The 20,252-nt window shown below is 67.9% G+C and carries 18 protein-coding genes; 8 read left to right on the plus strand and 10 right to left on the minus strand.

Annotation, left to right across the window (positions count from 1 at the left end; genetic code table 11):
• The first annotated feature begins 217 nt into the window (after nucleotides 1-217).
• The 3 genes from WD430_RS15925 to WD430_RS15935 all read left to right on the plus strand — a co-directional run bounded on the left by WD430_RS15925 (nucleotide 218) and on the right by WD430_RS15935 (nucleotide 4,005).
• Nucleotides 218-979, plus strand: coding sequence for a plastocyanin/azurin family copper-binding protein (locus WD430_RS15925; RefSeq protein ID WP_339103405.1), 762 nt, complete (start codon nucleotides 218-220; stop codon nucleotides 977-979).
• A 165-nt stretch (nucleotides 980-1,144) separates the two neighbouring features.
• The gene (locus tag WD430_RS15930; protein ID WP_339103406.1) at nucleotides 1,145-2,545 is read left to right on the plus strand and encodes a DNA polymerase IV; all 1,401 of its coding nucleotides are present in this window, start codon (nucleotides 1,145-1,147) and stop codon (nucleotides 2,543-2,545) included.
• Nucleotides 2,546-2,688: 143 nt separating this feature from the next.
• A complete protein-coding gene (locus tag WD430_RS15935) occupies nucleotides 2,689-4,005 on the plus strand; it encodes a DnaJ domain-containing protein (protein WP_339103407.1) in 1,317 nt (438 codons plus the stop codon).
• Nucleotides 4,006-4,410: 405 nt separating this feature from the next.
• Here WD430_RS15935 and WD430_RS15940 read toward each other — a convergent pair whose 3' ends face one another.
• Entirely contained in the window at nucleotides 4,411-5,043 is a 633-nt protein-coding gene (locus tag WD430_RS15940; protein WP_339103408.1) for a uracil-DNA glycosylase family protein, read from the minus strand.
• A 235-nt stretch (nucleotides 5,044-5,278) separates the two neighbouring features.
• Here WD430_RS15940 and WD430_RS15945 point away from each other — a divergent pair, with 235 nt between their 5' ends.
• Nucleotides 5,279-6,226, plus strand: a complete 948-nt coding sequence (locus tag WD430_RS15945; protein ID WP_339103409.1) for an isocitrate lyase/PEP mutase family protein — start codon at nucleotides 5,279-5,281, stop codon at nucleotides 6,224-6,226.
• 99 nt (nucleotides 6,227-6,325) lie between these two features.
• Here WD430_RS15945 and WD430_RS15950 read toward each other — a convergent pair whose 3' ends face one another.
• Complete coding sequence (locus tag WD430_RS15950) at nucleotides 6,326-7,042, minus strand: bacterio-opsin activator domain-containing protein (protein WP_339103410.1); 717 nt, start codon at nucleotides 7,040-7,042, stop codon at nucleotides 6,326-6,328.
• A 330-nt stretch (nucleotides 7,043-7,372) separates the two neighbouring features.
• Between WD430_RS15950 and WD430_RS15955 the strand changes: the two genes are divergently transcribed.
• Entirely contained in the window at nucleotides 7,373-7,864 is a 492-nt protein-coding gene (locus tag WD430_RS15955; protein ID WP_339103411.1) for a metal-dependent hydrolase, read from the plus strand.
• 70 nt (nucleotides 7,865-7,934) lie between these two features.
• On the opposite strand, the gene WD430_RS15960 is transcribed toward WD430_RS15955, so the two are convergent.
• The gene (locus WD430_RS15960) at nucleotides 7,935-8,810 is read right to left on the minus strand and encodes a cytochrome oxidase assembly protein (protein WP_339103412.1); all 876 of its coding nucleotides are present in this window, start codon (nucleotides 8,808-8,810) and stop codon (nucleotides 7,935-7,937) included.
• 171 nt (nucleotides 8,811-8,981) lie between these two features.
• Here WD430_RS15960 and WD430_RS15965 point away from each other — a divergent pair, with 171 nt between their 5' ends.
• Nucleotides 8,982-10,094 (plus strand): M24 family metallopeptidase, encoded by a 1,113-nt coding sequence (locus tag WD430_RS15965; protein WP_339103413.1) that lies wholly within the window; start codon nucleotides 8,982-8,984, stop codon nucleotides 10,092-10,094.
• 96 nt (nucleotides 10,095-10,190) lie between these two features.
• Here WD430_RS15965 and WD430_RS15970 read toward each other — a convergent pair whose 3' ends face one another.
• From WD430_RS15970 to WD430_RS15980, 3 genes are all read right to left on the minus strand, one after another.
• Nucleotides 10,191-10,889, minus strand: coding sequence for a helix-turn-helix domain-containing protein (locus WD430_RS15970; protein WP_339103414.1), 699 nt, complete (start codon nucleotides 10,887-10,889; stop codon nucleotides 10,191-10,193).
• 120 nt (nucleotides 10,890-11,009) lie between these two features.
• The gene (locus WD430_RS15975; protein WP_339103415.1) at nucleotides 11,010-12,095 is read right to left on the minus strand and encodes a glutamate--cysteine ligase; all 1,086 of its coding nucleotides are present in this window, start codon (nucleotides 12,093-12,095) and stop codon (nucleotides 11,010-11,012) included.
• Nucleotides 12,096-12,244: 149 nt separating this feature from the next.
• Entirely contained in the window at nucleotides 12,245-13,837 is a 1,593-nt protein-coding gene (locus WD430_RS15980; RefSeq protein ID WP_339103416.1) for a fatty acid--CoA ligase, read from the minus strand.
• A gap of 404 nt (nucleotides 13,838-14,241) precedes the next feature.
• Between WD430_RS15980 and WD430_RS15985 the strand changes: the two genes are divergently transcribed.
• Nucleotides 14,242-14,775 (plus strand): hypothetical protein, encoded by a 534-nt coding sequence (locus WD430_RS15985; protein WP_339105831.1) that lies wholly within the window; start codon nucleotides 14,242-14,244, stop codon nucleotides 14,773-14,775.
• 153 nt (nucleotides 14,776-14,928) lie between these two features.
• On the opposite strand, the gene WD430_RS15990 is transcribed toward WD430_RS15985, so the two are convergent.
• Together WD430_RS15990 and WD430_RS15995 are read right to left on the minus strand one after the other, a co-directional pair.
• On the minus strand, nucleotides 14,929-15,564 hold the full coding sequence (locus tag WD430_RS15990; protein ID WP_339103417.1) for a fibrillarin-like rRNA/tRNA 2'-O-methyltransferase: 636 nt from the start codon (nucleotides 15,562-15,564) through the stop codon (nucleotides 14,929-14,931).
• Complete coding sequence (locus tag WD430_RS15995; protein WP_339103418.1) at nucleotides 15,557-16,450, minus strand: NOP5/NOP56 family protein; 894 nt, start codon at nucleotides 16,448-16,450, stop codon at nucleotides 15,557-15,559. Before WD430_RS15995 ends, WD430_RS15990 begins: the two co-directional genes overlap by 8 nt.
• 244 nt (nucleotides 16,451-16,694) lie before the next feature.
• Between WD430_RS15995 and trkA the strand changes: the two genes are divergently transcribed.
• A complete protein-coding gene (gene trkA / locus WD430_RS16000; protein ID WP_339103419.1) occupies nucleotides 16,695-18,029 on the plus strand; it encodes a Trk system potassium transporter TrkA in 1,335 nt (444 codons plus the stop codon).
• Here the strand turns inward: trkA and WD430_RS16005 are convergent, their stop codons facing one another.
• Both WD430_RS16005 and WD430_RS16010 read right to left on the minus strand, forming a co-directional pair.
• Entirely contained in the window at nucleotides 18,030-19,577 is a 1,548-nt protein-coding gene (locus WD430_RS16005) for a TrkH family potassium uptake protein (protein WP_339103420.1), read from the minus strand. It abuts the gene before it with no gap.
• Nucleotides 19,574-20,245 carry a TrkA family potassium uptake protein gene (locus WD430_RS16010; RefSeq protein ID WP_339103421.1) on the minus strand — a complete coding sequence of 224 codons (672 nt, stop codon included), beginning with the start codon at nucleotides 20,243-20,245 and terminating at the stop codon, nucleotides 19,574-19,576. Before WD430_RS16010 ends, WD430_RS16005 begins: the two co-directional genes overlap by 4 nt.
• Nucleotides 20,246-20,252 lie beyond the last annotated feature (7 nt).

Here is a 20,252-nt window from a genome sequence, read left to right on the forward strand (position 1 = left end):
CGATGACCGACCCGCGTTCGTCCGTCATCTCGAGTCGAACGCGGAACCCGCTCGTCGCGGACCGCTCGAACCGTTCGAACCGCGACGAACCGCGGTACCGAGCCGCGGTCCGTTTCGGCGCGTAATCTACAACTGTAGATGACAGTTACGACACAAGAATCGTTTATCATACTAATGTCACCTCATAACTAATCCGTGATACGGGCAGATGGCGGCCATGGATCGCAGGCAGATCCTCAAGGCGGCTGGCGTAACGTCGACGATCCCGCTCGCGTCCGGACTCGGCGCCGCACGCGGTGACGAGCGCGGACAGGGGGGCGACGGCCGAGATCACGGACGGGAACGGCGGGCGTGTTCCCAATCGCAGTGTATCCACCCGGTGCTCGGCTACTCGGGCCTCGAGGGCGAGGCGAAGATGCCGGCGCCGCTACGACCCCAGTACGAGGTCGATCTGATCACGAGACCGCCGGACGCCGAATCGGAGCGGCCGCTGCCGGAGTTCTTCTTCGAGCCGACCGGTCTGTCCGTCGAGCCCGGCGACGTGGTCCGTTTCAATCTGGAAACGCCCGATCACACCGTGACCGCGTATCATCCGCAACTCGGCCGGCAACGCCGCGTCCCCGAGGGAGTCCCGGCGTTCTCGTCGCCGGTTCTGGGCACGGGAACGTTCTGGCTCTACCGATTCGATCAGCCGGGCGTCTACGACGTCCTGTGTGCACCCCACGAGATCTTCGGGATGGTCGGACGGATCGTCGTCGGCGATCCGCCGACGGAGCCGGACTTCGGCCCGTCGGGGCCGGTCGAGATGGACGGCGAGGAAGTCGAGCTCCGACCGCCGGCGCTCACTGCGGAACTGGTGTATCAGGATCCGCTGCTGGATCCGACGACGATCGCGGAACGGGGGAGCGTCGGCTGGGACGACCTCGCTCCGGAGAGCAAAGAGGTGCTGCTCGAGTTCCCCGAGCCGCCGGCGGAGTGACGGCGCGGGGACGCTCGACGCGGCTGCGAACGCCGCAGCGACGCGGTTGACCGCATTTTTCTGGGGAGCGACGCCGACAGCGGTCGCCGTCGGTCGCGTTCGTCGGCCGAACGCGGCGCGGACACAACGTTCACAACGATTCGCGCGAACCCCACCAGTAGACGAATGTCCGAGGGGCCGCGGCTGCCGGGCGTCGAGACGGACGGAGAGGACGAGGACCGCATCGTCTGTCACGTCGACGCCGACTGCTTCTACGCCTCCTGCGAGCGGTTGCGCGAGCCCGAACTGCGGGGCGAACCCGTCGTCGTCGGGATGGGCTACGAACCCGGCGAGACGATCGGTGCCGTCGCCACCGCCAGCTACGAGGCCCGCGAGTTCGGCGTCGAGAGCGCCCAGGCCATCTCGACGGCCCTCGAGAACCTGCCCAGACGCGCCGCGCTCACGGAGGACGCCGACGACTACGACTCCGACCTCACCCGCGAGGAGACGGGCTTCTACCGACCCGTCGACATGGACTACTACGAGTCGGTCGCGAGCGAGGTCCGCGAGATCCTCCACGACTGCGCCGACGTCGTGCGGGAGGTGAGCATCGACGAGGCCTACCTCGACGTGACCGAGCGGACCGCCTGGGAGGTCGCCGACGGCTTCGCTCGCCACGTCAAGGACCGCATCCGCCGCGAGGTCGGCGTCACCGTCAGCGTGGGCGTCGCCCCGACGATGAGCGCGGCCAAGATCGCCAGCGACTTCGACAAGCCCGACGGGCTCACGGTCGTCCGGCCCGGCGAGGTGCGGGAGTTCCTGGCCCCGCTCGAGGTCGACCTGCTCCACGGCGTCGGCCCCGTGACGGCCCGGGAGTTGCGGGAGATGGGCCTCGAGACCGCGGCCGACGTCGCCGCCGCCGATCCGGAGCCGCTGGTCGAGGCGTTCGGCGAGCGCGGTCGGGAACTGTACGACCGCGCCCGCGGCGACGACGACCGCCGGGTCGAACCGAAGGGCGAACCCAAGAGCTTCTCGCGGGAATCGGCCTTCGCCGACCCCGTCTCGGACCCCGACCCGAAGTACGAACAGATCGAGACGCTCGCGTCGGCGGTCGCCGACCGAGCCCAGCGCGAAGGGGCGCTGTACCGCACCGTCGGCGTCAAGGCCGTCCTACCGCCGTACGACGTCAACACGCGCGCTCGGTCCCTCTCCGGGCCGGTCGACGACCCCGATCTCGTCGAGCGCATCGCTCGCGACCTCTTCACCGAGTTCGAAGCCGACCCCGTCCGCAAGGTCGGCGTCCGGGTCGCCAACCTCGAGTTCGCGGCCGCCGATCAGGCCAGCCTCGACGGCTGGGAGCGACGCGCCGACGAGCAGCGAGCCGACGGCAGCGGGGCGAGTGACGCCGGTTCGAGCGACGATGGGAGCGAATCGACCGACGACGAATCCGAATCGACCGAGGAGACGAGCGACGGCGACTCCGAATCGGCCGACGACTCGGGCGACGGTGACGAAGCGGCGTCTATCGACGCCGCTCGAGGCCTCGTGGACGGGCAGTCATCGCTGACCGACTTCGCTGACCGGTGACTTCGAACGTACCGTGACTGTCACCACAGCCGAAATAATCAATTGGGTGGAGCGACGAGACATACCATCCTGAGCCGAACGACACGATAATCACGTGCCGAGCCGACAACTCACATCCGACAACACGATCCCCTAACTCTCACATGACTGAGGACTTCTACGACCTTCTCGACGTCCCTTCCGACGCCTCCCAGGACGAAATCAAGACCGCCTATCGCGAACAGGTACGGGTCTACCATCCCGACCACAACGACGACGATCGGGCTCGAGCGCAGTTCACGGCGGTCAAGAAAGCCTACGACATCCTCGGCGATCCCGTCGAGCGCCAGGCCTACGACCGCCTCGGCCACGAGGACTACGTCGCGAAGCGAACCAGCGGCCTCCCCTCGGCGGACGTCTGGCGATCGAGCGACGACACGACGGACGACGGGGACGACGAGCCGGAGCGAGCGACGGCGACCGCGGGCGCATCGGCGACCGGGACGACCGGGGCGACGTCGACGTCGACGACGGGGTCGCGGTCGACCGCCGGCTCGGGGACGGGAACCGCCTCGAGCGCGTCGACCTCAAGTGCGTCGGCCTCGAGCACGTCGACCGCAACGGGATCGACCGCGAACGCGGCGGGAACGACCTCCAGCGCGGACGCCGCGACGAGTTCCAGCGCCGCGGGGACGGGTGGGACCGGTTCGACCGGAACGAGGACAGCGGGTCGAACGACGACCGAGACAACGGGAACGACGGGAACGGCCACGTCGAACGCGGACACCGAAACCGGCTGGCTCGGCGACAACGCCGTCGCCCGCTGGTGGCGCCGCCAGAACTTCTCGCTGCCGCTGATCTGGCTGTCGGTCCTCGTCTATCTCACCGGGCTCGGCCACTTCGCGCTGGCCAACCGATCGGGCCTCGAGACCCTGCGCGCCGAACTGGCCGCCGCCGGCACCGAGCCCGATGCCATCGCGGCGACGCTCTCGAGCGGACGCTACGGGATCGACTCGAGCGTCGCGTATCTGACGGCGTTCGAACTCGTCGCGCCGCCGCTCGAGGAGCCGCTGTGGCCCGCCGCGCTGGCCGGCGCGGTCTGCCTGACGCTCCTGACGTTGCTCGGCGTGCGCGCCTATCGGGACGGCGAAACGTGGGGGCCGGTGTCGATCGACGAGACGATCGTCGTCGCGCTCGCCGTGACCGCGGCGACCGTCCTCGTCGGCGGCCCGCTGCTGGCCGGCGCGGTGCTCATGCCGATGCTGTTCGCCGTGATCGTCCGTCACACCAGACGTGGGCCGGGCTGGAAACCGTCGTACCTGTACGTCCTGCCCGTGCTCGCGCCGCTGGCCGGATTCGGCGCGGCGATGATCGGCGAGGCAACGCTGGCGATCGATCTCGCGACGCTGGTCGCGCTGCCGATCGTCGGCGGGCTGGGGCTGCCGCTGCGAGCGACGATCCGGAAACACTTCGGCTGGTAGTCGAGCGATCGATCCGATCGCTCGAGTGTCGATGAACGAACCGTTCCGTCTCTCGGTCGATTTCCGCTACTCCTGCTCCCGCTCGAGCCTGCGAGCGGATGTCGGTCACCGATTCGTTCCGAGCGCGTCGAACCCGCCGCGGTACGTCAGGAGATACGAGATCACCGGCGCGAGGAACAACAGCGGAACGGCGTACAGAAGCATCGTGAACGGGTCGAGCGGCGAAACAATTCCCGCGATCAGGACCGCGAGCAGACACGCCCCAGGGTCGTCTGCAGAAATCGAACGAGATCGGCAGTTCTCATAACGCTACTAATACCGAGAATATGATATTTGTTGCCATCTTCGCGCACCGATCTCGAGTTCCGTGCCTGCCGGAACTGCCGACGCCTGACCGAGCCGCCCTCAGCCGACCAGCGTCGCGACGCCCTTCGTCTGGCGGTAATCGCGTCCCAGGATCGCCTCGAGTCGCGCGACGATCGCCTCTTCGTCGGTGTCCTCCCACTCGGTGGGGTCCCGGATCGGAACGATCAGGAACCCTCGTCCGCGGATCTCGCGGGCGTGCAGCGCGGCCATGTCGAGGTCGAGTCGCCCCCGTTGGGTGGTGTACTCCCGGAGGACGTGGTCGGTCGCCCGCTCGCCGACCGGCAGCAGGATGTGGGCGTTGATCGCCCGGAGTTCGGCGTCGAAGAACCGCTCGAGGTCGGCGTAGGAATCGTCGCTCGGCGTCTCCCCGGCCGGGAGACAGCACATGTGGATGTAGCTGTAGTACAGGTTCTCGAGGTCGGGGCGATCGGTCGGCCCGCTGGCGAAGCCGACCTCGCGAGCGAGCTCCTGAATCGCGACGCCGGCCTCGGTTTCGGTGAACGGTACGCCCGTCGACCGCCCGCCGTGGACGTCGGGGTGGTCGCCGATCACGTGGAAGTCGGCGTTGGCGTCGCCGTAGCCGAAGACGGCCGTCCGCTCGTCGGGACCGGTCCGATCGAACGGTGGTCGCAGTCCGAACGGGTTGCTCGTCCGCTCTGTAACGTTCTTCACGGCTGTCGAAAGTCCATCGAGCGGCTTAACCGCCCCGGTTGCCACAGTTGAGACGGTCTTTCGCGGACGACCGATTCGCGAGCGTCACCGCTGCTCGAGTTCGATGCGTTCGAACCGTCTACTCTCGATTCGTTGGGAGTCAGGGTTGAGTCGGCCTCGCTGGATGGTGTACCGTCCGTCAGCGTCCGCGAAACACATCGATACCGACTTCCCCGCGTCCGCCGAGTGATCGGCTATGACCGACTCCGGTGCCGCGCTCCGAGAACGCCTCGACCGCGGCGAGCTACTGGTCTGTCCCGGCGTCCACGACCCGCTCACCGCCGGCGTCGCCGACGCCGTCGGCTTCGACGCGATTTACATGACCGGGTACGGGACGTCGCTATCGACGACCGGCTATCCCGACGCCGGCTTCGTCACGATGCCGGAGATGATCGGCAACGCCGGGAACATCCAGGAGCGTATCGACGTTCCGCTCATCGCCGACGCGGATAACGGGTACGGGAACGCGACGAACGTCGTCCGGACGGTGCGGGAGTACATCAAGGCCGGCGTCGGCGCTATCCACATCGAAGACCAGACGTTCCCGAAGCGCTGTGGCCACACGAAAGGGCGGCAGGTCGTCCCGCGGGCGGAAGCGATCGGCAAGATCGAAGCCGCGGCCGACGTTCGAGACGATCGGGCCGAGGACTTCGTTCTCATCGCTCGAACTGACGCCCGCGGAACCGGTGACGGCTCCCTCGACGAGGCGATCGGCCGCGCCAACGATTTCCTCGAGGCCGGCGCCGACGTCGCGTTCGTCGAGGGACCCACCGACGAATCGGAACTGGAACGCATCGGTCGAGCGGTCGACGGCCCGCTCGTGTACAACTTCGTCGGCGATCTCGGCTCGTCGCCGTACGTCGAACTGTCGGCGCTCGACGAGTGGGGCTTCGACCTCGCGTTGTTCCCGATCGCGTCGACGCTGTCGACGATCGCGAACGTCTACGCGGACCTCAGTGCGTTCGCCGACGACCCCGTCGCGGCGATGCGCGGCATCGACGACGACTTCAACGACCAACCGGTCGGTAGCCTCCACGAGTTCGCCGGGTTTCCCGAGGTCGTCGACTGGGAGCGACGGTACCTCCCGGACGACGAGCGGGACAAATACGAGGGCTCGCTCGGCGACAACCCCGGATCCGAGTAGTCGCGCCCGTCGAATCTCTGCCAGCGGGTTCCGGGATCGCCGTCCGGTCACCGTCGCGTGCCGACAGTCGACGAGGAACCCGAAGGCGACTCGAGACGGTCAGTGATCCTGCTGCGCGTCGATCTCGAGTTCCGCGTCCAGTCGACGCGAGAGCGGCGTCGGTCCGCTGCCGGCCTCGGCTGCGATCGTCGAGCCGATGAGTTCCGCGAGGCCGCGGCGCAGTCGCTGCGAGACCGCCGAGTCGGAGACGTCGAGTCGGTCGCCCAGTTCGACCAGCGTCGTCCGCCGCGGCACGTCGAAATAGCCGGCCTCGTAGGCGGCGATCAGCAGTTCCCGCTGCGCCGTCGTCAGGCCGAACCCGCGGCCGCCGCTCGGCTCGCCGGTCTCGTGGAGCCGGACGAGTTCGATCGAGATGTCCCGCTCGAGGCAACTGCTGTAGAAGGCCGACAGATCCTCGGAGGACGGAAACCGGAGGCGGAACGTCCAGCGGGTCTCGGTGCCGACGGCGCTCGTGACGATCACGTCGCGCTCGCGGATCGACTCGAGGACGCCGTTGACGCTGTCGTCCCACGCGATCTTGACGAGGACGTGATCGTCGGTTTCGTCGACGATCGAGACGGCAGCGACCGTCTGGTCGGACTCGAGGGTGTCGACGATCGAGTCGGCGACGTCGGCCGGCGCCCAGAAGTACGGGACGACCGACTCGCCGGTCGGGACCGTCGTCTCGACGGTCAGCGTCACGTCCTCGTCCAGGTCGAGCAGCGACCCGAGCGGGAACGCCGCGGCCGGGACGACGACCGTCGCGACGAGACTCATCGGTCGCTCCGTTCCGCCGGCGACGCGCCGGCGCGGTCGGCGCGGCCGTCGCGGTCCGTTCCTCGACCTCGATTCGACTGCCTCGACGCGCGCGGCGTCCGTCCGGTAGCAGAGTCCATGGAGGGTCAGTCGGTGGAACATCCACAGGTGCTTACAAGGAGTAGCGGGTTAGGTATCGAAGTGATTTAACTAGCGGGTACTATCGATGTGGGGACTCGAGCGGATAGACGAGAGGGGAGTCGACCGCGATCGAAACCGGTCGAAGAACGGCGCGCGAACGGCCCCCTATAGCGGTGTGTTTATCCTTCGAGGGGTTGTGTCACCGAATATATGTATCAGGTCGGCCACTACGGGACGGCGCTGGTCGCGTACGCGCCACTCGGCACCGCCGTCGCCCTCGCCGGACACGAGACGACGGCGATACTCGGGGCGCTCGCCTGCGTCGCGCTCTCGACGCTTCCCGACTGCGACCACAGAGTGCCGCTCGTCGAGCACCGCGGTCCGACCCACTCGCTGGCGTTCGCCCTGCTGGTCGGCGCCGGCCTCGCCGGGATCGCCGCGATGCTCGTCGACGCCGGCTCGCCGCTGCTCGGCGTCGGCCTCGTCGGCTTCGCCTTCGCCGTCGGCGCGCTCTCGATCTGCTCGCATCTCCTCGCGGACGCGCTGACGCCGATGGGGATCCGTCCCCTCTGGCCGCTCTCGAATCGTCGCTACACGCTCGCGGTCACGAGAGCGGCGAATCCGCTGGCCAACTACGCGCTGCTCGGCGTCGGCGTCGGAGCGGTACTCGCGGGTGCGGTCGTCGTCGCCGCGCTCGGCTGACGGGACTCGAACCCTCCGTGCGCCCGAGGGAATCGGAGGCGACGAACAGCGGAACGAGGAATGGACGGCGTTACCGCGACAGCGACGTTCGCGAGGTCCTCGAGGCGCGACGCGTCAGTCCGACGCCCGCGAGGAAGGCGACGAAGAGCAGTCCGGCGCCGACGGCGTAGAGGTAGTCGAACGCGGGGTTAACGGCCTGTCGGCCGAGGTAGGCGACGGCGAGCGCGAGCACCGCCGTCGCGCTCAGGAAGCCGGTCAGTCGGGCCTCGTCGAACCGCCGGCGGCCGATGATCGCGGCGACGATGACGGCCGCGAGGATGACGAGCGTGACGCCGTACTGGGCCATCTGCATCGACGGTCCGTACGTCGTGACGTCGCTGATCACCGTCGGGCTGAGCACGACGTGAGCCGGGAGCGCGACCGCACCCAGCGCGAGCGCGCCGGTGACGTGCGTCGCCGTCAGCCGCGGCGCCCAGACGAGGACGGTCGCGACAGTGAACACCACGAAGATCGAGATCGCCGTCCAGAAGTGGAGTCCGAGAATGTCCATCGTGTAGGTCGTGACCGTTTCGCGACCGAGGGCGACCTGAATCGGCGTCAGCACCAGTCCGGCGACGACGAGGCCGGCGACGCGACGGTCGACGTCCGGCAGGCGGACGGCGGCGATGGCAGTCCCGATGATCGCGAAGCCGGCGAACATGGCGACGAAGCGGTGGAACCACTCGTAGAAGCTCGGGAGGTTCGCCGGGAGCAGGTTGTACGGCCCGGCGTCGCACTGGGGCCAGTTGGCCTCGCAGGCCAGCCCCGACCCGGTCGCCTTCGCGGCGATGCCGAGGAGGATCGTCGCCGCGACCATCACGAGCGTCACCGCGAGCAGGTGCGGAAAGCCGAACCGTTCGATCAGCGGACGAACTACGGGACGAGAGGTCTGACTGTTGGTCGACACGGACGTTCGAGGATGAGTTGGGACGGACCGTACTTAGGTTGCCCGAGTCGTTCTTACCGCGCTGGAATCGGCCTGCTGACCCCGAATTACGTGCGATTACGATGCCGTCAGACGGCTCACCGACGGCTTCGCGTTCGTCGCATTCAAGAGTCGGCCACGCCAGCACTCGGCATGGAGAAACGCGAACGCCTCGAGGCCTACCTCGAGTCGAACGATCTCAATTCGGTCTGGTTCGCCCGACCGAACTCGTTCGCCTGGCTGACCGGGGGGAACAACGTCGTCGACCGCGAGACCGACGCCGGCGTCGCCGCCGTCGGCTACGACGGGACGGACCTGCGAATCGTGACGGACACCATCGAAGCCGATCGCATCGCCGCCGAGGAGCTACCGGACCTCGACGCGGACGAGGTCTCGATCGAGCGGTTCCCGTGGCACGATTCGTCGCTCGAGGCGGCCATCGCGGCCCGCGTCGGCGACGACGAACGGGCCGCCGCGGACGTCGACGCGCCGGGCCTCGAGCGCGTCGATCCGACGACGCTCCGCCAGCCGTTGACGAAGCGCGACCGCGAGCGCTACCGACGGCTGGGTCAGGAGACGGCCGCCGCCGTCGAGTCGGTCTGTCGGGAACTGCGGAGCGAGGACACGGAACACGAGGTCGCCTCGGCCCTGCGAGTCGCACTCTCCGCCCGGGACGTCGAGGCGCCCGTCGTCCTCGTCGGCGGCGCCGAACGCGCCCAGCGGTACCGCCACTACACGCCGACCGAGGCCGAACTCGGCGACTACGCGCTCGTCTCCGTGACGACCCAGCGGGCCGGCCTCCACGCGAGCTGTACGCGAACCGTCGCCTTCGATCCGCCGTCGTGGCTCGAGGACCGCCACGCGACCGCGGCCCGCGTCGAGGCGACGGCGCTGGCGGCGACGCAGACGGCGGCCGGGGACGGCGGGGACGCGGCGACGGCCGGGGACGTCTTCGCGGCGATTCAGGACGCCTACGACGCGCTCGGCTACGCGGGCGAGTGGGAACGTCATCACCAGGGCGGCGCCGCCGGCTTCGCGGGCCGGGAATGGATCGCGACGCCCGACCACGACGCGCCGGTGACGGCGCCGATGGCCTACGCCTGGAACCCGACCGTCGAGGGCGCGAAGAGCGAAGACACCCACCTCGTCACCGAGGACGAGGTCGAGTCGCTGACGGACACGGACGACTGGCCGACGACGACGGCCCGGGCCGTCGAGTTCGATCTGGAACTCGAGCGGCCGGACGTGCTGACGCTCGAGGACTGAGTCGCCGCACGCGGCGGGCGCCGCAGTGGCGACTCAGTCCTCGAGTCGAGAAATCGAGAGAACGGGGGCGGAGGAGCGGCCGGCGCCGCGGTGGCGTCACTCCTCGCGGTCGGGTTCCGACGCCGATTCGGCGGCATCGTCCTCGTCGGTCGGATCGGCGTCGCGCTCCGCGACGGCGTCCTCGGACTCGGAGCGCGCCGTCTCGGACGCGTCGGTCGCGGCGGGTTCGGGCGGTTCGGTGTCGTCGACGGTGATCGTCACCGGTTCGTTGCCGCCCTCGAGACCGGGGTCCGTCTCCCCGTGGCGATCGAGGAGCCGATCGAGCGTGAAGATGGTGTTCAGTTCCTGCTGGACCTGGTCGACGACGCCGCCGACGAGTTCGCTCGGTTGAATGGCCGTGTACTCGTAGGGGTTGTTTCCGGCGCCCTTGCTCGCGCGCTTCTCCCGGTTGACGCGCTCCTCCTCGTGGAGTTCCGCGAGGGCCTCTCGGACCGTGCTCGGATAGAGGCCGGTCCCCGTGGCGACCTCCTCGGAGGTGCTGCCCGGGTTGGCCAGCAGGTAGACGTAGATCTTCGCGCGGGTCTCCGTGTCGAGGATCCACGAGAGCAGATCGACGATCCGTCCGTCGACCTCCTCGACGGCGGCCGCTCGATCGCCCTCGTCTCGACGCTCCGCTGAATCGCCCTCCTCGCCGGACTCGAGGAGCGACTCCTCGAGCGGATCGGTCGGTTCGTCGCGATGCGGCTGGCCGCTCCCGTCGTCTACCCGATGCTCGTCAGTGTCATCTGAAGCCATATGTCCTCTCGTCCGAGACCAGGCCTCCCACAGGGGTAAACCTTTGCGGGGGTCGGTCGTCGTCACGCGTCGATGGCCGAATAGATCAGCTGAAGCGGACGAAACCGAACGGTATCGGGTTCACTCGGTGCCGAGCAGCAGCGACTCGCAGAGGGCGTCGGGCCCCTCCTCGAGCAGGCGCCGCTGTCGCTCGGCGCCGCTGTCGCGCTCGTAGACGCGCTTGATGCCGTCGACGCCCAGCCGCTCGCACTCGCGGTCGACGAGTTCGCCGAGGTCGATCGTCCCCTCCATCTCGCGGTCGATGAGGCTGGCCTCGTGGCCGTGGCGGATCGCCCGCCACTTGTTCTCGTCGAGGAGTTCGCGGCGGTGGTCCCGGCCGTAGCCGTCGGCGCCGTCCTCGTACTCCTCCGCGAGGGCGCAGACGAGCGCGTGGGCGTACTCGACGAACGCGAGGACGATCTCGGGATCGGCCTGTCCGTCGGGCGTCCGCAGTTCGACGGTCCCGTGGGCGGTGTGAGGCCGCACGTCGTACCAGAGTTCGCCCCGGTCGCGGATCGACTCGGTCTCGAGCATCCGGCGCTCGAAGCGATCGAAGGCCTCGTAGTCCTCGAAGTAGGTCGGCATTCCGGTGTTGGGCAGCGCCTCGAAGATCTTCGCGCGGGCCGACTGGAGCCCGGTGTCGTACCCGTTCCAGTACGGCGAGTTGGCCGACAGCGCGAGGATGATCGGGACGTACCAGCGCAGTTCGTTGGCGATCCAGACCGCCTTGTCGGCGTCGTCGACGCCGACGTGGACGTGGACGCCCGCCGTCGTGTTCCGGTGTTGCGGGTACTGAATTCGGTCGAGTTGCGACCGATAGCGGGGCTTTTCGGCGTGCTCGAGTTCCTGCCACTTCGCCAGCGGGTGCAGCCCCGCCGCGGCGATCTGGTACCCGTGATCGGTGGCGTGATCGACCAGCGCCCGTCGGATCTCGAGTAACGTCTCCCGAGCGTCTTCCGGGTCCTCGATCAGCGGCGTCTGGGTCTCGATGACGAACTTGAACAGTTCGTGATCGAGTCGGTCCCGCAGGATCTCGGGCGGATCGTGCTCGTAGACGAGCTCGTCGGTGCCGCTCGTGGGGCGGCCGTCGTCGTCGACGACGAAACACTCCTCTTCAATCCCCAGCGTGCCCATGCGCGTAAACGAATCCCGGGACCCGCGTTCCATCGTCTGCCGTTTTCGCCCGCGACGGTAAATACCGTACGACTCGGCAGTGCCGTGGTCCCCTCGACGTTCGAACCCACGGGTCGCGAGGTGACGGTATGCGCCACTTCCGAGACCGTCCGACCAGCCGCTCGCCGCGCTGTGGGCGTCGATCAGGAGGCGACGCGCTCGGCCTCGGGATCGACGTCCGCCTCGTCCTCCCGGAGCTTGAACTTCTGGATCTTGCCGCTGGGATTCTTCGGGAGTTCGTCGACGAAGTAGTACGTCCGCGGGCGCTTGAAGTCGGCGAGCCGATCGCTCTCGAGAGCGAACTCATCGAGGGCGGCCGCATCGACGCCGTCGGCGACGACGTACGCGACGACCCGTTCGCCCCACTCCTCGTCGGGTTCGCCGACGACGGCCGCCTCTTCGACGGCGTCGTGGGCGAAGAGCACGTCCTCCACCTCGGCCGGATAGACGTTCTCGCCGCCCGAGACGATCATGTCGTCCTTCCGGTCGACGACGTAGAGGTAGCCGTCCTCGTCGCGGTAGCCCAAGTCGCCGGTGTAGTACCACGTCGTCCCGTCGGCCTCGCGGAGCGATCGCGCGGTCGCCTCGGGGCGGTTCCAGTACTCGCGCATCGCGCACGGACTCGAGATCAGGATCTCCCCGATATCGCCCGCCTCGACCGCGGCGTCCGGATCGGCGTCGGGTTCGACCACGCGCACGCGGTGGTTGAGCGCGGGCAGGCCGGCCGAGCCCTGCTTCGGAATCTGGTCCTCGGGCGGCTGAAAGACCCCCGCGGGACCGATCTCGGTCATCCCGTAGGCCTGGACGTAGTCCTCACAGAGGTGATCCATGCAGTTCTCGAGGACGCGCTCGGGCATCGGCGCCGCGCCGTAGAGGCCGATCCGGAGCGAGGAGACGTCGACGTCGGCCTCGGCGGCGGTCAGCGACAGCGCGTTCCACGCGGTCGGCGCCGCGAAGAGGACCGTGACGCCGTGGGCTTCGATCGCCTCGAGGGCCGCCTCGGGCTCGAACTCGTGGTGGATGACGGTCGCCGCGCCGCGGTGGACCCGCGCGAACAGGCTGCAGTGGAGTTCGGCGCAGTGGTACAGCGGCATCATCGACAGCCCGACGTCGTCGCGGGTGAGGTCGAGCTCCGCGATACACAGCAGGTTGTGTTCCACCATACTGCGGTGCTCGTGGACGACGCCCTTCGGCCGACCCGTGGTCCCCGAGGTATAGATGAAGGCGTAGACGTCGTCCTCCTCGACGTGGACGTCGGGTCGTTCGGTAGAGCCCGACTCGAGCAGGTCGTAGAATCCCCGCGCGTACTCCGGGGCCTCCTCGCGGTCGTCGTCGATGAACACGTACTCGTCGACGGTCTCGAGGCTCGGCCGCGCCCCCTCGACCGCCTCCCGCGTCTCGGACTCGAACAGGACCAGTTGCGCCTCGGCGTCGTTGACGATGTACTCGATCTCGCCCGACGGGAGCCGGAAGTTCAGCGGGGTGAACACGGCGCCGAGCTTCGCGCACGCGTAGACGGTAAGCGCCATCTCCGACCCGTTGTACAGGACCGTCGCGACCCGATCGCCCTTCTCGATCCCGCGGTCGGCCAGCGTGTTCGCCAGTCGGTTCACGCGCTCGTCGAATTCGGCGTAGGTCCACCGCTGGTCCTTGCGCGGATAGACGATCGCGTCGCGGTCCGGATAGCGGTCGACCGTCTGCTCTACGGTGTCACCGATTGTGGGGTGTTGTGACATACCACAGCCGCGTACCACGAAGGCCCTTATATTTGTTATCGGGTACGCCGCCGTTCGTCGCTGTGACCGGGCGACCGCGCTCATCGAGGGCGTGGTACGGTCCCGAACTCGGAGCGTCCCGACGACGCGCCCGCTCAGCGATCAGGAGGTCGATCGAAACTCTCGGGAGTTCCATCAGAGATTACATGCTGTACGTCTCAACCCCGTCTCGAACGCTACCGTGGATTCGTGACTCCCTCGAGACACCCCCATAGTAGAATCCGATGTTACGCTACTGATCGCGAGACTAACGGTCGGAATAGCGCTCTTACCTCGATCGTCTCGTCCGGCGAATTCGGACGTTTCTACTCGCGAAACGCTCGAACGAAACGTCCGGTTTTTGTCGAATTATGACGGTGACATCGATGATTCCGATGCCACGTACGAGAACTATCGGCGTCGCAGTCGTCGCGGCGCTCGTCCTCCTCTCGGGGGCGAGCCTCGCGTTCGCCGCGACCGACGCCGGCACGATCCAAGAGAACGAGACGGAGAACGAAACGGCCACGGTGACGTTCGAGAATCAGACGTCCAACGGGACGGCAGTCGTGGTCAACAACACGACGCTGCCCGAGGGCGGTTTCGCCGTCATTCACGCGGCCGCGCCCGCCGACGGAAACGAGAACGAGACCGTCACGAATCTCTCCGAGGACTACGATCCCGGGGAAGTCCTGGGTAATTCCACCTTCCTGGACTCCGGCGAGCACGAGAACGTGACCGTCGAACTCAACGAATCCCTCGAGGAGAGCCAGGTGCTGATCGCGATGGCCCATCAGGACACCAACGACAACGAGACGTACGAGTTCCCCGAGGCCGACGACCCCTACACGAGCGACGACGAGCCGGTGACCGACGACGCGATGATCTCGCTCGAGGACGAGATGAACGAGACGTCCGAGTGAAGGAGAGCCATCGAAGCGATCGAGACGAGAGGATCGCAACTCCCCTCCGTTCCCGTTCGCTACGAGGAGCGGATGCGATAGCCGTTCAGCCGGGATCGAGCGGTCGCTTCGCATCGTAATCGACGCGGCGTCGATCACGACCGGTCGATTCTCTCATCGCGGCCGCGCAACGACCCCGAGATGGTCGGCGTGATAGTTTTCGAGCCGTTGCGTCTCCACAATCTCGTACCCCTCCTCGAGTTCCTCGCGGACGTCCTCGAAGACGGCCGCCGGATCCCGGGTCACGTCCTCGCTCCGCGCCTTCACGGCCAGCAGCAACCGTCCGTCGTCGGCCAAAAAGCGCCGGTTCTCGAGCGCCACGCGGGCCTGGCCCCTCGTGGCTACGTCCTGCACGATGACGTCGACGTCCGACTCGACGACGTGGGCGTACGTCTCGGGCTTCCGGGCGTCCTTCAGCAGCGGGAAGAGCCACGGCCGACTCTCCGCCGCCTCGAGCAGGTCCCGCGCCGGCCGCGCGGCGAACTCGACGGCGTAGGTCGGCCCGGCGAAGTCCGCGACGTGACTCACGGTCGTTCCGCTGGCCGCGCCGAGATAGAGGACGGTCTCGCCGCCCTCGAGGCCCGTCTCCATCCCGAGTTCGAGCATCGCCCCGAGCTTCGAGCGGTTCGGGTTCCACGCGCGCCACTCACCGTCGGTCGGTTCGCCGTAGACCGGCTCGCCGCGAGTGGCGAGACGCTCGGTGCCGTCGAACGCGCGGCGCTCGACGCCGTCCGGGAGCGTCTCACTCATCGTCATCGCCTCCGTCGCCGTCGGCGCTCGAATCACCGTCGTCGGTTCGCGCCTGAATCGTCGCGATGCGCTCCTCGAGTTCGGCCCCGAGTTCCGGCTTCAGTTCCCCCGAGTAGTGGTCGACGCGGGCGGCGATGGCGAGCTTCCCGGCCACCGCGCGGGCCGCCGAACCCCGTTCGTCGGGGTGGGTTCCCCGGACCGCGTCGTGCGTGTAGATGATCCCGTGTTTGGGCGAGGGGGCGTGCCCGCGGAGGTGGGCGAACAGCGCGTCTTCGGCGCCGAGCACCTGGACCGTGCCGCTGGGTTTCTTCGCCAAGCTCTCGAGGCCGCCGGCCAGCGAGAGCAGCCGCGCCGCGAGGACGGGGCCGGCCATCGTCGCGAGGTTGGGCGCCACCGTCGGCGCGGTCCGCTCGACGTACTCGCGCAGTTCGTCGGCCTCGTCGGCGAGGCCGGCGATGCGCTCGGCCAGCGAGACGAGCGCGTCCGGCGCGGCGTCGGGCGTCTCGTCTCGACCTGCCAACTCTCGAGCGTAGTCGACGCCCGTGCCGGCGTCGGGATCGACGGTCCCCGCCCACTCGGCGAGGCGTTCGGCGAGTTCGTTCGCCGTTCGCGTGCAGTCGTCCATCGCCCGCACCGCGTGGACGAGCTGGCGGTCGTCGGCCGCCTCGCGCTCGGTCACCGCCGCCCTCGTCGCCGCCGTCGTCGCGGCCCGCAGGGCGTCGTAGTACTCCGCCTCGTCGGCGACGACCCCCGCTTCGACCGCGAGCGCGGGCCAGTCGCGGGGGTCGTCGGCGGCCCCCTCGCGAACCGCCGTCGCGGCCGCCTCGGGACCGTCGGACTCGAGGCTCTCGAACCAGCCGTCGTCCGCTCCGGCACTGTCAGTCATGTCTCCACCTTGGAGGCCGCGGTCGTATATGCGTTCTCGAAACGACTCCGCCCGGCTCACAATGCGCTCGATCGGAACGGTGGCAAACGCGACGCAGCGGTGGACGCGGCGCGTCGTGATTCTTCGACCGGAGCGATTTCGTCCGGCTGACCACGCTTCGGAACGGTGACCAATCGTCGAAACGCCTATCGGTCCACCCCGAAAACGTCCGGGAAAGAATGTCCATGCGAAGGAGGTCCCAGCGATGTACGTACTGATCGTCGGCGCGGGACAGGTCGGCCAGATGATCGCCGCGAACCTCGCGGACACCCACGACGTCGCAGTGGTCGAACGCGATCCCGAACTCGCCGACGAGATCACGTACTCGTACGACGTACTTTCGGTCCAGGGCGACGGGACGGAACTCGAGACGCTTCGGGAGGCCGGCCTCGAGCGAGCGGATCTGGTCGTCGCGTGTACCGACAGCGACGAGACGAACATCGTCGTCTGTGGCACCGCCAAGACCGCCAGCGACGCGTTCTCCATCGCGCGCGTCCGACGGCGGACGCTGCTGAACACGTGGGAGGGGTCCCAGGGCGCCTTCGGCGTGGACTTCATGGTCTGTACGGACCTGCTGGTCGCCCAGACGATCTTCCGGATCTCCGGCTTCCCGCGGGCGCAGGACGTCGAGACGTTCGCCGGCGGCCTCGTCAGGATGGCCGAGTTCGAGATCGGCCCGGAGAGCCCGCTGGTCGGGAGCCGCGTCGAGGAGGCCGACCGGTACGACTCGATGACGTTCGCCGCCGTCTTCCGGGAGGAGGAACTGATCGTCGCCCGCGGTGACACCCAGTTCCGCGCCGGCGACCGGATCGTCGTCATCGGGAGCCCCAGTTCCGTCAAGGAGTTCGCCATGGCGATGGTTCCGGACACGACCTCGAGCGCGGACGACGTGGTCATCGTCGGCGGCAGCGAGATCGGCTTCCAGGCCGCCCGCGAGTTCGAGGCCCACGGCTTCGAGCCGCGGCTGATCGAACGGGACGAGAAGCGCGCCCGCGAGATGGCCGAGGCGCTGCCGCACACGTTCGTCATGCAGAGCGACGCGACCGACACCGACTTCCTCACCCGCGAGCACATCGACGAGGCCGACATCGTGGTCGCCGCCCTCGACAGCGACGAGAAGAACCTGCTGGTCTCCCTGCTGGCCCAGCGCGTCGGCGTCGGTCGGACGGTCGCGATCATCGAGAACACCGAGTACACCGACCTCTTCGAGGCCGTCGGGATCGACGTCGCGATCAACCCCCGCGAGGAGACCGCCGAGGAGATCGTCCGCTTTACGCGGACGGACCAGACCGAGAAGATCGCGATGTTAGAACACGACCGCGCCGAGGTCATCGAGGTCGAACTCGACGCGAACAGCGCCCTGACGGGCCGGGAGATCGCGGAGTCGATGGACGATCTGCCCGACTGCGTCGTCATCGGTGCGATCTCTCGGGGCGGCGACCTCGTCACGCCCCGCGGGACGACGGTCCCGCGGGCCGGCGACCACGTCGTGTTGTTCGTCGACGCGGCCGCCCTCGACGAAGTGTCGGCGGTGCTCTGATCACCGGTAGAGGCCGAGCCGTCGGAAGATCGCTCCCAGCAACACGGCGACGGGGATGATCTCGAGGCGGCCGACCCACATGTTGAGTATCAGCATCGCCTTCGCGGTATCGGGCATGCCCGGTCCGGTGATCCCCGAGTCGAGGCCGACGTTGCTCTGGGCGCTCATCACGTCGAAGACGACGTACTCGACGGGGTGCGCCGGCGAGAGCGTCCGCAGGAGGACGGCCACGCCGACGGCGAGGAACGCGATCCAGAGCAGGAAGACGACCGCCGCTTCGGTGTACTCCCGCTGGAACTGGTCCTCGCCGAGACTCCGCTTGCCGAGCCGGAGTCGCCGAATCGCGCTGTCCGGCTGGAAGACCGAGCCGATCTGCCAGGCCGTCCCCTTGACGAGCGTGATGACGCGGACGAGTTTGAGACCGCTGACCGTCGACCCCGCCGCGGCGCCGGTCAGCATTCCCAGACACGTCACGAACGTCGCTCCGGCCGACCAGACCGATTCCGTGCCCTCGCCGACCGTCGCCGTGCCGAAACCGGTGTTCGACGTCGCGGAGACGAACTGGAACAGCGAGATCCGGAACGTCTCCTCGAACGTCTCGTACTGTCCGTTGGCCCAGAGGATCGCGGTCAAGGCCAGCGACCCGATTCCGAACCAGAGGAAGACCCAGCGCGTCTGGACGTCCTCGTAGAAGTTCTCGAGTTCGCCCCTGAAGATCAGGTAGTGGACGGGGAAGGCGATGCTGCCCGCGACCATCACCGGAACGACCGCGTACTCGATGAGGGGGCTGCCGTAGTGGCCGATCGAGTCGGCGTGGACGGAGAATCCGCCGGTAGCGATCCCCGTCATCGCGTGATTGATCGCGTCCCACAGCGGCATGCCGACGAGGAGGAACAGCGCGATCGAGGCGAGCGTCAGTCCGAGGTAGATCTTCCAGATCTCCGTGACCGTGTTAACGATGCTGGGGTGGATCTTCTCGGAGCGGGCTTCGCTCTCGTAGAGCGTCAGCGACCCGCTGCCCGGGCGAGCGAGGATCGCGACGGTGAGGACGATGACGCCGACGCCGCCGATCCACTCCGTGAAGGAGCGCCACCAGTGCAGCGATCGAGGCAGTTCCTCCTCGACGGCGGCCACCGTCAGCCCCGTCCCGGTGAAGCCGCTCATGCACTCGAACACGGCATCGAGCGGATTCAGAAAGATATCCGTCGTGTCGTTCAACGGCGGCGTGTTCGCCCACGCCGGGAACGGGTCGATCGCGATCGTCCACGCGATCAGCAGGAACGGGAGCGCGCCGAGGACGCCGACCGCCGCCCACGCGCCGGCCGCCGTAATCATCGCCTCGAGTTTGCCGGTGGTCGACGCGTCACGGTATCGGCGGGCGAGCGCGACGCCGATCCCGCCCATCGTGACCGCGGAGACGGCGAACGCGGGGATCGCGTAGAACTCGCGGTTGATCGCGGCGACCGGGATCGAGACGACGAGCATGAGCGAGACGACCTGGACGATTCGACCGACGTCCCGTCCGACCGCCCGATATCGAACTCTCATGCTCGATCGCCGGTAAACGCCGCGACGGCGTCGGATAACGTCGCGTCGTCGGTGAACACCGTCACGTGGTCGTCCGCGTGAATCGTCGTCTCGCCCCTCGGTGCGCAGATCTCGCCGTCCCGCTGAAGCGCGACGACGAGACAGCCGTCCGGCAGCGAACCGGTCTCGATGGCCGTCTCGAGGCGCTGCCCGTTCATCGGGGCGTCCTCGGTGACGGTCAGTTCGACGAGTTCGGTCTCCTCGTCGAGATCGACGAAGTCGCTGACGCCGGGATATCGAACGGAATGATAGAGGTAGTCGGCGATCAGTCGCTGCGGGTTCTCGATGAGGTTGACACCGATCTTCTCGAAGACGGGGAGGTTCTCGGGATCGTGGACGACGCTGACGAGGTTCGGGACGTCGTGTTCCTGGGCGAGCAACATCACCATGATGTTGACCGCGTCGACGTCGGTCGTCGAAATGACCGCGTCCGCTCGGTCGACGTTCGCGTCCCGGAGCGTGTCGTGGTTCGTCGCGTCGGCGTTGAGCACGAGACAGTCGTACTCCGAGGCGACGTCGTTCGCCCGCCCCTCGTCGCTTTCGATCACGACGACGTCGTTGCCGTCGCGGACCGCGAGATCGATCAGGTTCGAGCCGATACTCCCTGCGCCGATAATGATAACATACATCGTTGGT

Origin of the sequence: Haloterrigena sp. KLK7 (genome assembly GCF_037914945.1) — an archaeon.
Taxonomy (GTDB): Archaea; Halobacteriota; Halobacteria; order Halobacteriales; family Natrialbaceae; genus Haloterrigena; species Haloterrigena salinisoli.

What these genes read in the sequence shown, in the direction of transcription:
- WD430_RS15925 (WP_339103405.1), top strand. Translation starts at nt 218, where the DNA reads ATGGATCGCAGGCAGATCCTCAAGGCGGCTGGCGTAACGTCGACGATC.
- WD430_RS15930 (WP_339103406.1), top strand. Translation starts at nt 1,145, where the DNA reads ATGTCCGAGGGGCCGCGGCTGCCGGGCGTCGAGACGGACGGAGAGGAC.
- WD430_RS15935 (WP_339103407.1), top strand. Translation starts at nt 2,689, where the DNA reads ATGACTGAGGACTTCTACGACCTTCTCGACGTCCCTTCCGACGCCTCC.
- WD430_RS15945 (WP_339103409.1), top strand. Translation starts at nt 5,279, where the DNA reads ATGACCGACTCCGGTGCCGCGCTCCGAGAACGCCTCGACCGCGGCGAG.
- WD430_RS15950 (WP_339103410.1), bottom strand. Translation starts at nt 7,042, where the DNA reads ATGAGTCTCGTCGCGACGGTCGTCGTCCCGGCCGCGGCGTTCCCGCTC.
- WD430_RS15955 (WP_339103411.1), top strand. Translation starts at nt 7,373, where the DNA reads ATGTATCAGGTCGGCCACTACGGGACGGCGCTGGTCGCGTACGCGCCA.
- WD430_RS15965 (WP_339103413.1), top strand. Translation starts at nt 8,982, where the DNA reads ATGGAGAAACGCGAACGCCTCGAGGCCTACCTCGAGTCGAACGATCTC.
- WD430_RS15970 (WP_339103414.1), bottom strand. Translation starts at nt 10,889, where the DNA reads ATGGCTTCAGATGACACTGACGAGCATCGGGTAGACGACGGGAGCGGC.
- WD430_RS15975 (WP_339103415.1), bottom strand. Translation starts at nt 12,095, where the DNA reads ATGGAACGCGGGTCCCGGGATTCGTTTACGCGCATGGGCACGCTGGGG.
- WD430_RS15980 (WP_339103416.1), bottom strand. Translation starts at nt 13,837, where the DNA reads ATGTCACAACACCCCACAATCGGTGACACCGTAGAGCAGACGGTCGAC.
- WD430_RS15985 (WP_339105831.1), top strand. Translation starts at nt 14,242, where the DNA reads ATGATTCCGATGCCACGTACGAGAACTATCGGCGTCGCAGTCGTCGCG.
- WD430_RS15990 (WP_339103417.1), bottom strand. Translation starts at nt 15,564, where the DNA reads ATGAGTGAGACGCTCCCGGACGGCGTCGAGCGCCGCGCGTTCGACGGC.
- WD430_RS15995 (WP_339103418.1), bottom strand. Translation starts at nt 16,450, where the DNA reads ATGACTGACAGTGCCGGAGCGGACGACGGCTGGTTCGAGAGCCTCGAG.
- trkA (WP_339103419.1), top strand. Translation starts at nt 16,695, where the DNA reads ATGTACGTACTGATCGTCGGCGCGGGACAGGTCGGCCAGATGATCGCC.
- WD430_RS16005 (WP_339103420.1), bottom strand. Translation starts at nt 19,577, where the DNA reads ATGAGAGTTCGATATCGGGCGGTCGGACGGGACGTCGGTCGAATCGTC.
- WD430_RS16010 (WP_339103421.1), bottom strand. Translation starts at nt 20,245, where the DNA reads ATGTATGTTATCATTATCGGCGCAGGGAGTATCGGCTCGAACCTGATC.